At 47.0% G+C, this 12,214-nt stretch carries 11 protein-coding genes and 1 pseudogene; 1 reads left to right on the top strand and 11 read right to left on the bottom strand.

Annotation, left to right across the window (positions count from 1 at the left end; genetic code table 11):
• The 5 genes and pseudogenes from GCU44_RS23545 to GCU44_RS15950 form a co-directional block, all read right to left on the bottom strand.
• Positions 1 to 176, bottom strand: a pseudogene (locus tag GCU44_RS23545) (IS256 family transposase); the annotation flags it as partial.
• A 72-nt stretch (positions 177 to 248) separates the two neighbouring features.
• The gene (locus tag GCU44_RS23225; RefSeq protein WP_154857589.1) at positions 249 to 434 is read right to left on the bottom strand and encodes a hypothetical protein; all 186 of its coding nucleotides are present in this window, start codon (positions 432 to 434) and stop codon (positions 249 to 251) included.
• Between the two features lie 58 nt (positions 435 to 492).
• Positions 493 to 864 carry a type II toxin-antitoxin system VapC family toxin gene (locus tag GCU44_RS15960; RefSeq protein ID WP_154857587.1) on the bottom strand — a complete coding sequence of 124 codons (372 nt, stop codon included), beginning with the start codon at positions 862 to 864 and terminating at the stop codon, positions 493 to 495.
• A complete protein-coding gene (locus GCU44_RS15955; RefSeq protein ID WP_154857585.1) occupies positions 851 to 1,033 on the bottom strand; it encodes a hypothetical protein in 183 nt (60 codons plus the stop codon). The genes GCU44_RS15960 and GCU44_RS15955 overlap by 14 nt, the downstream gene beginning before the upstream one ends.
• 123 nt (positions 1,034 to 1,156) lie before the next feature.
• Positions 1,157 to 2,428: a hypothetical protein gene (locus tag GCU44_RS15950; protein WP_206670848.1), complete on the bottom strand. Its 1,272-nt coding sequence runs from the start codon at positions 2,426 to 2,428 to the stop codon at positions 1,157 to 1,159.
• A 339-nt stretch (positions 2,429 to 2,767) separates the two neighbouring features.
• On the opposite strand from GCU44_RS15950, the gene GCU44_RS15945 reads away from it, so the two are divergent.
• Positions 2,768 to 4,177, top strand: a complete 1,410-nt coding sequence (locus tag GCU44_RS15945) for an NAD-dependent epimerase/dehydratase family protein (protein ID WP_154857581.1) — start codon at positions 2,768 to 2,770, stop codon at positions 4,175 to 4,177.
• 218 nt (positions 4,178 to 4,395) lie between these two features.
• On the opposite strand, the gene GCU44_RS15940 is transcribed toward GCU44_RS15945, so the two are convergent.
• From GCU44_RS15940 to GCU44_RS15915, 6 genes are all read right to left on the bottom strand, one after another.
• Positions 4,396 to 5,754, bottom strand: coding sequence for a Gfo/Idh/MocA family protein (locus tag GCU44_RS15940; protein WP_154857579.1), 1,359 nt, complete (start codon positions 5,752 to 5,754; stop codon positions 4,396 to 4,398).
• A gap of 605 nt (positions 5,755 to 6,359) precedes the next feature.
• Positions 6,360 to 7,193, bottom strand: a complete 834-nt coding sequence (locus GCU44_RS15935; RefSeq protein ID WP_092169982.1) for a polysaccharide pyruvyl transferase family protein — start codon at positions 7,191 to 7,193, stop codon at positions 6,360 to 6,362.
• An 80-nt stretch (positions 7,194 to 7,273) separates the two neighbouring features.
• Positions 7,274 to 8,101, bottom strand: coding sequence for a hypothetical protein (locus GCU44_RS15930; protein ID WP_154857577.1), 828 nt, complete (start codon positions 8,099 to 8,101; stop codon positions 7,274 to 7,276).
• Positions 8,102 to 8,419: 318 nt separating this feature from the next.
• Positions 8,420 to 9,586, bottom strand: a complete 1,167-nt coding sequence (uxuA, locus tag GCU44_RS15925; protein WP_154857575.1) for a mannonate dehydratase — start codon at positions 9,584 to 9,586, stop codon at positions 8,420 to 8,422.
• 23 nt (positions 9,587 to 9,609) lie between these two features.
• Positions 9,610 to 10,425, bottom strand: a complete 816-nt coding sequence (locus GCU44_RS15920) for an SDR family oxidoreductase (protein WP_154857573.1) — start codon at positions 10,423 to 10,425, stop codon at positions 9,610 to 9,612.
• A gap of 27 nt (positions 10,426 to 10,452) precedes the next feature.
• On the bottom strand, positions 10,453 to 12,099 hold the full coding sequence (locus GCU44_RS15915) for a UxaA family hydrolase (RefSeq protein WP_154857571.1): 1,647 nt from the start codon (positions 12,097 to 12,099) through the stop codon (positions 10,453 to 10,455).
• Positions 12,100 to 12,214 lie beyond the last annotated feature (115 nt).

The raw sequence follows: 12,214 nt of genomic DNA, 5'->3' as shown, positions 1-12,214 counted from the left end.
ACCTCACGGCCAGACTCATCGCTGCTCAGATGCCCTTCCATCTCTGCTTCAAGAGCCTCTTCCAAAAACTCCTTCAGCATTGGGGCAAATGCTCCGCCTCTGCCAAATAAGGGCTCTCCGTTTTTAAATTGTCTTAATGCTTTCTCTTTTAGGTTTTCTTTTTCTTCTGTACTCATGTCTACTACTTATAAAATTTAAAACTAAATTCCAAGCTTAGACAGAGTTGAGATTACAGTCTCACGGTGGGTTCATATGGACTTTAGCTTTGCGCTTTTGATCACGGCATCAAGTAGGTAAAGGATATACTGCTTTTTAAGTTCGTGGAATTTTGCGATGCCGTTAAAGTACTTTATCATGTAGGGGTTCTTGAGTAGTTTCCAGTCCTCAGTTTCCCCGAGGAGGTAGCCGTCCATGGAATGCAGCACCTCGGCCAAGTGTTGTAGAAAGGAGCAGAAGCTAATTGATTTTTTTCCTGCTTTGTTTGCCTATTCTCTATTTATCGTAAAATAATATGTTTATACCTGTTAATTTCGTTAAATTTTTGTCAGATGTCATAAATGGGATATCCAAGTAACGGGAAGTGGCGGCAATAATAGCATCTGGAAGCTTTAACCTTTTATTTTTTCTTATTTCTATCACGATCCTTTTAATCTCCGAATTGATGTCTATTATGGTAGAGTCCGCCAATAAATCCTTTATCTTTGATAAATCTCCGGTGCTTATTCCTTTATAACCTAGTAATTCTAATTCCGATATAAAAGATAAAAATACGGTCTTATCGTTTAAAAAATCTGCAACGGTCTCATCACCTGACAATAAGTAAAGAACAATATTGGTGTCTAGAATAATACTATTCCCACTCATCTCTCATTTTTTTCTGAATCTCTAAAGGATCTTCCTTCAAGCTAAGTGTCCCACAATATTTATAGGCATCAAATTTCTTTTTGCGCTTAATTTTAGAAAGTGCTTTTTCAACCTCCTTTTTGTCAGAACCCTTTTTTATGATTGTAACCATATTTTTACTATTTGCCAATTAAACGATTTTCTGGTTAATTTGATTCAAAATTTAGTTTTATGAAAAAGGAAAGAAGCTGAATATCCAGACAGAGAAATCAAGGTAGTTAATTTTTTTATCCCGACGGTATTGAAAATTTTATTAATTCACCTTTTCCATATGAACAATCAAATGAGGTAAATCGGCCGGTATCCGGACTGCCAGCCGTTTGGTGGAATGATGGATGGTTTCTTCCTTCATTTGCAAACCGGTTGACGGATTGATCCATGAAATTTTCCAACGACCCTCGGTCAGTTCCAGGTCCATGGTGGCATTTGCTTTCCCACCCAGCAATTGAATTGCCAGAACGTCCACCCCATTACTGAGTACGTTGGCGGCCATCCCATCGGGTAAGGAGGAAAGGAGCACGGGATGGGGGGATAATTCCCAAAAGGGCAGTCCGGATACAAATTTGCCCAGGCGCATCATGGCCGCATGCTGGTAATCCACTACGGAAGCCGGGGTTTCGGCTGCCGGCCGGTGAAAGCGGGTGCTGGCGGTCCCATTGATAAACCGGCTCCAAATGACGATGTCTCCGCCATTTTCATCCCGGGTGTAGTCCTTGGAGACCAGCAATGGCTTGACCTGTCCGTTTGCCTTCATGGCTTCCCGGTACTCCCTGATACGCTTTCCTCCATCGATGGCCTGGGCTTGAGGACTGTTGAATTCATGCCCCGAAACCCCCTGGGAAATATCCACAAATCCATACAAGTTATCCAATGCCAGGGTCATGGGGTTGAAGTCATCCTCACATTCCCCTCCGCCATCCTTCCTATTGGTAGAGGGCATGTCTCCGACCATCGGAAACTTCTCTTTCACATAACCCGCCCAAAAGCGACTCCATTCCAGATCTGCCCGGCTTTCATTGTTGACGTTTAGCAGGATATGGGGATAGGGCTCGATGATGCCTAAAAGCCGGTCAATATATAGTTTTTGATAGCGAAATACCTCCTGATTATTGGATTTTGATGGCAGGGTCTGATAGAAGGGTGCGGCACAGGCCAGGGTACTGGCAGGTAGGCTTTGCTCATCGTAGTTGATGTTGTTGTTGGGGTTAAAAGGGTGTCCGTTCCATCCAAAATTGTCCCCGGGATCATAGGCCCCTCCCGGGCCTCGGGTGACGGACCAGTCATCCCATAGTTCCAGAACGACGATGATTCTTTTTTCCAGGGCACTTTCCAACAATTTTTTCAGTCGGGTTTCCCATTCCGGTGAAAATTGACTCAAATCGTACCTGCCGTCAGCTTCCAGTTTCCATGGTTGTAGCACGCGCTTTACGGTGCCGTCATGCAGGTGGTTCATGGGGTCATAGGGCAGCCAACGGACCAACCCCATGATGTGCGGGCTGTTGATTTCATCGATCAAATTGCCCATCCTTTCCAATTGTTGCTCCATCTGGACGGTTCCGGGACGACTGATAGGTGCCCAGCTGTGGAATCCAGTTGCTCCGATTAAATACACCGGCGTGCTTCCCCATGAGAAGTAATGGGGATTTTTAGCATGGGGCTGAATTTGGCTTTGGGCAGGGAGGGAGCTGAATGTCAAACATAGTAGGGCAATCAAGAAGAACCGGCTCATTTTAGTTGGGAATCAGTTATAAGAAACATGAAATCGAATTTTTAAGATAAATAAATCCCGGTAGCAAAAAAATACATTTATCGCATTACCTTATTTCTTCATCAACAATTTGAATGAACGGCAGTTAGGTAGGCAATGGAAAACGGGAAAAAAAAGGTGCTGGCCATCGCCGGTGCAACGGGTTATATTGGTCGCTGGTTTATGGATCGCTTTAAGGACAAGTACCATATTATTGGTTTGAGCAGGAGGGAGGTACAGGACAATCCGCATCCCGAAATCGAATGGCGGCAGGTGGAATTGTATTCGATCAGTTCTACCCAAAAAGCCCTGCAGGGAGTGGATTATGCGCTGTACCTGGTGCATTCCATGAATGCGTCCACCCGCTTGAATCAGGGGAGCTTTGAGGATACGGATCTTTTGCTGTCCGACAATTTTGCCCGGGCAGCCTCGGCCAATGGGGTCGAACAGCTGGTTTACTTAGGAGGCATTCTGCCAAAAAAAGAATCGGAGAACACCTGGTCCCGGCACCTTAGGAGCCGCTTGGAAGTGGAAAAAACCCTGGCTTCCGGCACCGCTGCCCTCACGGCACTTCGGGCAAGTATCATTGTAGGTCCTGGCGGATCTTCCTTTCAAATGATCAAAAACCTCGTCGAAAAATTACCGGTAATGATCTGCCCGAAATGGACAGAATCCAAAACCCAACCCATCTCCCTACAGGATACACTGACCATCATTGACGGCTGCCTGGGAAACCCGAATGTCTTTGGAAAAGCCATCGAAATTGGCTCCCAGGAAATCATGTCTTACCAGGAGATGATGATGAAAACCGCCACAGTGATGGGCAAAAAGCGGTATATTTTTTCCGTGCCGTTTTTTTCCCCGGGCCTCTCCAAACTCTGGGTGGGCTATTTTGGCGAGAGTCCAGCGCAGTTGGTATCCCCACTGGTGGAAAGCCTCAAACATACCATGACCGTTTCGGATGAATTGGCCTTTCGGGAATTTCCCATTGCGTACCAGTCGTATGAGGAATCGGTGAACATTGCGTTGTGTTCCGGATGGGAACCCCGTTTGCCAACGTTTATGCCCCTGGGTCGTCGGGAAAATACCGTAAGAAGCATACAGCGGCTTTCCAATACCTTTGGTAAAAGTGCCTATTGGGCTGCCAATCGGTACAAAGTTTGGTTGCCAACGTTTTTCAAATCGATTATCAATGCCCGGGAAAATCGGGAAGGTGTGGTCAGTTTTTACCTTTTTTTTATCACCGTTCCTATGTTGCAACTAAGCTGGATCAAAGACCGAAGCGAGAAGAAAAGGCAATTGTTTTACATCAGTGGGGGCTGGCTGGTCGGTCGTCCGGATTACGGATGGCTGGAATTCCGGGAAGTGCTGGGAGGTAAGTACATCATTACGGCCATTCACGAATTTGTTCCCAAAATACCCTGGTACTTGTATGTCTCTACCCAGGCGCGCCTACATCTCTGGGTGATGAATCGCTACGGTCGGTACCTCCAAAAACTTGGATCGCGTGCTGCTTCTTTGCGTTGATAGGGTTGCTATTTCCTTGCTGGTAACTTCTGCTGATGCCTTTTTCGCGGGTACGCGTGGCTGATCTTGTGTGGCGTCCCATAAAAGGAGAGAGTCGTCGAATCATTCCCGGCGTTTTGAACGTCCGCTCGTCCGTCGCGCCAAAATATGTGGCTATAAAAAATCCCCGGCTGTACCGGGGATAATTGGTGGTTTGTGGGTGGTAAAGAAGGAGGGACCTATACCTTGAGTTTAGGTTCCCATCCTTTTTCGTACTCTCGTTTCCACAGCTTGCTGGCTTGTTTGCTATTTTTGATGTGCCCATTGGAGGAATCGCATTCCAATACTTCGCCTGTTCGGGAGGCGATGTTTGCCAGGTGGCAAAGCAACACGGATTTTGCACCTTCGTCGATGGGACTGTTTTGCGTTTGTTTTCCCCGAATGGCCTCGAAGAAATTGACCACGTGTAGGGTGGACATGTCGCCACCACCGCCAAGGGCTGTGCCCGCTTCGCTACCACCGGACTCATTGGTTTTTACCACTTTTCCATTCCGGTCAAAGTGTTTGTACCCGCCGCGATCCACGTAAACCGAGCCGTCGGTACCGTAGATGATGGTTCCCCGGCCCGGCCCGTAGGTATTGTGTCCGTTTCGGCTTTTTCCGTCCCACTGAATGGTGCGGTTGCCGGAAAATTTAAATACGGCATCCATGGTATCGTACATTTCCCAACCGTCGTTAGGCCAGTGGTATTTACCTGAATCGACCATTACCTTTTCCGGGAAGTCAACTTGCAGGGCCCATCGGGCTACATCCAGTTCGTGGGTGGCGTTGTTGCCGGTTTCGGCAGTACCATAATCCCAGCCATACCAGTGCCAGTTGTAGTTCCAGGTATCGTCGGTATACGCTCTTCTGGGGGCAGGTCCTTGAAACAGTTCCCAATCCAATCCTTGCGGAGGGGCTGCCTTTTTCTGATTCGGTACTTCCCCACGGGCGGAGTTATAAAAGGCGGTCGCCTTGTACACATCACCAATAGCACCCTCATGTATGGCCTTGATGATTTCGATGCTTTCGGGTGCAGAACGTTGCTGGTTGCCCATCTGTACCACTTTTCCGTATTGTTTTTGGTAGGCTACCAGGAGTTCTCCTTCATAGGGATTGTGGCTACAGGGTTTTTCTACGTACACGTGCTTACCCGCTTCAAGGGCCAGCCAGGTGCCCGGTGCATGCCAATGGTCCGGGGTGGCATTGATCAAGGCATCTACTTCCGAATCTTCCAGCACCTTCAAAATGCTGTTTTCGAGTTTGGGTTGGTAATCAATGTGTTTTTGAAAATTTCTGGCTGCTTTTTCCCGTTGGGATTGCATCACATCGCAAAGGTACATCAGGTTGACATTGCTGGACTTTAATCCGATAGGGTTGTAAAACGCACCCAATCTTCTGCCCAATCCGGCAATGGCGATGTTCAATCGATCGTTTGCTCCCAAGATTTTTCCATAACTCTTGGCAGAGAACCCTACCGCTCCCAATGTGGAAATACCCATGGTGGTCAGCGCGGATTTTTTTATAAATTCCCTTCTGCCTGCTTGTTCGTTACTCATAATTCTTTTTGGGTTAATACAATTTTACTTTTTTACATTTATTGTTTTGACTAACAGAGGTCTATAGCGTATTTCGGTTTTGTGTGGCACTTATTTACTTACCAAAGCAACTGGTTTTCAGTCACTACTTTGTCAAACGTAACGAACAGAAAATTCAGGAGATCTTTTGGTTAGCGAATGGGTATTCCATCTTGGTTTAGACGCTTTTCGCACGTGAAGCACCAAACCCATCACTGTATGGGCATTCCTGTTCGAATTGCTAATTCATTCATACCAAGCGTGATATTTCGTATCAGAGGTATTGTTTATCCATTGTATGTTGTCTAATTCACCGGTCACGTTTCCTTCAATCTGTGGCTATACATTATCGAGAGTAGAATCGGCTTGGTTCCTGAAAAAATTGGCCTGGCAAAAAAAACAAGCAGATACGCGATATCTTCCCTCGATCAGTGTTTTCCCATGATTTTTCTCTAATGAATTTGTGTTGACTCCATGCTCATTATGCGCCTTTTTTCTGGTATGAAGGTACGATTATTCCATGATTTTAACAAAATAAACACACATTACGTACGGGGATGGAGTACCTTCAATCGCTCAATCTAGCGTTAAAAAGGAAAGGCGTCATGGACCTCTTTCTGTTTCTTTTCCATTATGTCCGGTATAACTTTATAATCATCGATAATTTGATTGATGGTCGGAGAATCTCCGTTACTAATGTCAATGGGTTCGTTGGTTACCCCGTACGCAGAATAGTAATCGTGATACTTAAAACCGTCACCTTTCATCAAATTTGTTAGTTTTATCCATTTATTTGGAATTTTAAAACTGTCAGCAACGACCAATCCATGCAGGCTGGTTGAAATAATGTAGTCACATTGTGCGATCTGTTTAATCACCAGCATGGGGTCTACTGTTAAATCGATAATAATGGCGTTAGGGTATTTTTGCTTTACCTCTTGAAATATCGGATTATCCAGCTCGTTCATGTGTGGCACAATACCCATGCTGTATTCTTTGGGAATAGTCTTTTCAAATAGAAGTGGGGCCAAAATACCGCCATCTCCGGTTGGGATGTCTAATTTTTGGCCGATAATTTTCTCAACACGCGCTTTGGTTAATTCTCCTCTAACCGAACTAAACTCCATTTGTCGTATGAATTTGGAATCTTCGGTTTCACTATACAGGAAACCAGTGCACCATACAATATTCGGATAATTAACAAATTTACTTTGCAATTGAAGAGCCGTTGAATACCATCTGGGATACATTCTATTTTTTTTCATAAAACTATCCATACCACTTCCAATGCAACTTAATTCACTGGTTGATGGCTTATGACGAACCAGATCCTGCCCAAAAACATTGCGGATCAATAGTTCATTCAGTAAGTCCCCCATGTTTTGCACATTTGCGTAATATGTTTTGATAATCTTTTTCATTGGTTTTGATTTTTTTTGATTGGTGGCCTGTATATTAGATGTGAAATATATTCCTTATCGTACGTTTGTATATTTTATTGCTATGAATACCAGATATCGACTTGATGTTGCCGGTTACTATGGCTGTCCTTTCGTCGCTTTAACAAGCCTCCTTCAGCCAATTTTTTGTAGAACTTAACGAACAGTGCATTCTCTAGGTCCCAAGACGAGAGCATTGGTGTTTCGTATCGATTTAAAGGTATGGTTTTGAGCATGAAACACCTAGAAATCATGGTTACCGCAAGTAGGTGATGTCTCGGGCGGAATCTAGGCGTCTGGAACGGATTTATTCCCGGGATTTGGTTTTGTTCTTCGGAATTGGCCCCTACTACGAACAGCTGCGCCTGCGTATCGGCCAGGATCTGTTCGGCATGCGGCCTCAAAAAGGGATTGGTTAAAGAGTAGTTGATTCTCTCCCGGTTCTTGTTTTTTCGTTCGGACAACTCTAGTTGCTCATTTTCCCTTGAATTCGTATTTGTATTCGAAATGGACAGGGTTCTTAAATGGAACAGCGCTTTCGATACCTTGTTAACTAAACACTTGAATACCATAGATTGCCAATTGGCAGGTGCCAACGAGCCAATACCGTTACCTACCCTGGTGTAAACCCTGCTTTCCTTTGGCCTCAGAGGCGAAGGGAGTTTGGCCGTTTTGCTCCCATTGGCTGAAAATGGGTAACCAGATCCCAGTCCATAATCGTCCTTTTTGGCCCATCCGTTTTCATTGACCAGCAATCCTTCGAGCGTTCGCCCGGGCAACAATTGGGAGAAACATGTTGCCACTCGGTCCATCACCGCATGGGCATTCCACTTGGAATCGCTGATAAAACAGTGCATCGAATGAGATTCTGTATCAAGGATCTCGCTCATCCGTTCTATGTTGTTTGATTCACTGATCACTTTTCCTTAGATGTATTGATACGCCGCATCGAAATTTGACTTGGCTTTCTTCTCGAAAAAATTATTCTGGGGTTAAAAATAGGCAGATAGGCGATTTTTTACTTCAATCAGCGTTATATCATGGCTTTGATTTTTCTGTATACTACTTCAAAGGCGCTACTATCGTTTTTTTTTGCATCCAAGATACTATTATTCAATTGATTTTAACAAGATAAACGCACATTAAAATTAAAAATTCTTCATCCGTTACCGGTAGAAAGGGTGTACTACGTTATTTTTTCAGTTTTTCTATGTAGTAAAAATACTTCGTGCAATTCCGATTTCCAAACCCCGCAGTTCGGCCAGCCCCTTTAAACGGCCGATTGCAGAATAGCCGGGGTTGGTGACTTTCCCCAAATCGTCCAACATTTGGTGTCCGTGGTCGGGGCGCATGGGCAAGGATTTGCCACGTTGCTGCTGCACCCGTATCAGTGCCTCCACCACGTCGGCCATGGGGACGTCGCCTTCCAGGTGGTTGGCTTCGTAGAAATTCCCATCCGCGTCCCGTTGGGTACTTCGCAGGTGGATAAAATGAATGTGCTTCCCATAGGTAGCAGCCATGGCAGGCAAATCGTTGTCCGCTCGCACTCCCAGCGAACCGGTGCAAAAGGTAAATCCATTGAATGGGCTGCTGTTTCCCTGAAGAATGCGGTCGTAATCACTTGCTGTACTAACCACCCGCGGTAGACCAAAAATTGGAAAGGGTGGGTCGTCGGGATGGATACACAGGTACACCCTGTTTTCTTCTGCTACCGGCACGATAGCATCTAAAAATAAATTCAGGTTTTCGCCAAGCTTGCCGGCATCGATGCCTTTATAGGTATCGAGGGCCTGCTGAAAATCTACGACGGTATACCCTTCTTCCGCGCCCGGTAGGCCGGCGATGATGGTATTCACCAATTGTTCCCTTCCCTCTTCAGAAAGGCTGTCCAGGTGGGCTTTGGCTTTCTGCAATAGTTCTTCCGGGTAGTCCTTTTCCGCTCCGGGCCGTTTCAGCAGGTACACGTCGAAGGCGGCGATGGCCTTCATTTCAAAGCGAAGCGCTTTGGCGCCATTAGGCAGGGTGTAGCCCAAATTGGTGCGGGTCCAATCCAGAATGGGCATGAAATTGTAGCAGACCGTGTGAATGCCTTCCGCCGCCAGGTTGCGGATACTTTCCTGGTAATTTCGGATATAGGTCTGAAAATCTCCCGAGCGGGTTTTGATGCTCTCGTGTACGGGAACACTTTCCACCACGGACCAGGTTAATCCAGCCTGCTCGATGATGTCTTTCCGTTCGCGGATTGCTTCCCGGGACCATACCTGCCCGTTGGGAACTTGATGTAGGGCGGTTACGATGCCGGTGGCACCGGATTGCCGGATATCGACAAGACTGACCGGGTCGTTTGGACCATACCAACGCATGGTCTGTTCCATAAGAAAGGGTTTATTATTTGTACTCATACGCCTGAAAATGCACTGAAGCCTCCATCTACTTCAATAATGGTTCCTGTAACAAATTTTGATGCATCGCTGCAGAGCCATTGGACGGCCCCAAAAAGCTCTTCGGGTGTTCCAAACCTACCCATGGGCGTGTGGTCCACGATCAAGTTGCCTCTTTCCGTCAGGCTGCCGTCTGTGTTGGTGAGCAGGCGTTCGTTTTGGGCGGTCAGGAAAAAGCCCGGAGCAACCGCATTGACACGGATGCCCTCTCCGTATTTTCTGGCAAATTCCACCGAAAACCATTTGGTCATGTTGTCAATAGCCGCTTTGGCAGATGCGTAGCCCATGACCCGGGTCATGGGGCGGCTGGCGGCCATGGACGAGATATTGATGATGGACGCCTTCTTGTGTTTTGTCAGGAGCGGCAGAAAAACCTTTGTTGGCAAAAAGGTGCCCATGTAGTTTAAATCCATAATGGTTTTGACGGCTTCGGAGGACAGATCGGAGACCATTTGGTCCGGCATTACCGTCGCACCCGGCATATTGCCGCCCGCCGCATTGATCAGCCCGTCAATTTGCTCAAATGATTTTTCCAACTCCTCCTTTACGGCGATGATTTCTTCCTCCTTGGTTACATCTGCGACGGCGGGAAAGGCAAATCCTCCCTCGTCCTTGATCTCCTGTACCAGCTCGTCTACCTTTTGGGGATTCCGTCCGAGTAGGATCATCTGAGCGCCTTCTTTCGCCAAATGTTTGGCCATGGCTTTCCCCAATACCCCCGTTCCTCCGCTAATGATGATAATCTTGTTTTTGACTGAAAATAATTGAGACATAAATAAAAACCGATTTAATGGTGTTGATTAAAGAGAGACTCCCCGTTTCCAGGGGATAAAATCGTCTTGATTGAGTAGGTCCGCCTTGGCCTTGATTTTTCCACTTGCCACCTGTAGGATGTATTCCAGCAATTCATCCCCCATTTCTTCGATGGTTTTTTCCCCGGATATGATGCCTCCGGTATCCACGTCAATGATATCAGGCATTCGTTCCGCCAGGCGGTGGTTGGAGGCCACCTTGATTACTGGCGTTACGGGATTGCCCGTAGGGGTACCCAGGCCGGTGGTAAATAAGATGATGTTGGCTCCGGACCCTGCCATGGCGGTGGTGCTTTCCACGTCGTTGCCGGGGGAACACAGTAGGCTCAAGCCGGGTTTGGTAGCGATTTCGGTATAGTCCAGGATGTCCACAATGGGAGAGGTGCCTCCTTTTTTGGCAGCGCCTGCAGATTTGATGGCATCGGTGATCAGCCCGTCCTTGATGTTTCCGGGGCTGGGGTTCATGTCAAACCCAGATCCTACCGCTTCTGCGGAGGCTGCATAGGCCCGCATCAGCCGCACAAATTTATCGGCATTGGCGTCGGTGGTACAGCGGTTGATCAGTTCCTGCTCTACTCCGCATAGCTCTGGGAATTCGGAAAGTATGGTTTTGCCCCCCAACGCAGCAATGATATCGGACACCTGACCCAGGCTGGGGTTGGCAGAAATACCGGAAAATCCGTCCGAACCGCCACACTCCAGTCCGATGGTAAGTTTGCTAAGGGGAGCCGGCTTGCGCTGCAATTGGTCTGCTTCGGTCAGGGCCAGAAAGGTTTCCTGAATGGCTCGGGTTAGCAGCTGGTTTTCGGTACCCTCTACTTGTTGTTCGAGAATGATCACCGGCTTTTTGTAGTCCGGATCCAGGCGTGCCAGCTTTTCCCGCAAAATGGCCGGCTGCGCATTTTGGCAGCCCAGGCTCAGGATGGTGGCTCCGGCTACATTGGGGTTGTTGATGTACCCGGCAATAAGGGCACACAGGGCTTCGGAATCCTGTCGGGTGCCGCCGCAACCACCGTTGTGGGTAAGGAATTTTATTCCATCGATATTTTTGAATACTTTTTCTTCTGCGGATTGTTCCAGTACTTCTACACCTACCTGTTGCAGGGACTTGCTGTCTCCCTCCAGAAAGCGTTGTTTCATCTCCCGGACCAGGGATTTATAGGGGTTCGGCCTGGCAAAGCCCAATTCTTCCACGAAGGCCTGTTTCATGATGTCTACGTTGCGGTTTTCACAAAAGACCAGTGGTACTACCAGCCAATAGTTGGCCGTTCCTACCTGCCCATCCGGTCGGTGATATCCGTCAAAGGTGCGCTCTTTCCAGCGATCCACTACAGGCGGGTTCCAGGTAAATGGCTTTCGTTTACCGGTATAGGGAGCGGTTTGGTGGACGATATTTTCCGTGGTGATCGCAGCGCCTTTTTCCAGGTTTTTCAGGGTTTTCCCGACGATTATGCCGTACATGTAAATGGTGTCCCCCGCTTCCAGGGCTTCCATGGTGAATTTATGCTTGGCGGGGACTGCGTTGGCCAGGGTGATTTCTTCTCCGTCGAAATCCAACTTTTCACCGGCTTTCAGGTCGCTCAAGGCCACCAGGACATTATCAGCGGGATGAATTCGTAAAACTTTGTGGAACATGTAAACTTTTTGATTATCTTGAGCAATCGATTGCACAATTTAGAAATAAATTGAAAGAAAAGAGCCCGCAGGCTTCTTTTTTTTTAAAACCCCCTTAATTTTGGCAAGTTACTTA

It is taken from the genome of Cyclobacterium xiamenense (assembly GCF_009467825.1).
Classification (GTDB): Bacteria; Bacteroidota; Bacteroidia; order Cytophagales; family Cyclobacteriaceae; genus Cyclobacterium; species Cyclobacterium xiamenense.
This window is presented reverse-complemented; position numbering and strand designations above follow the sequence as displayed.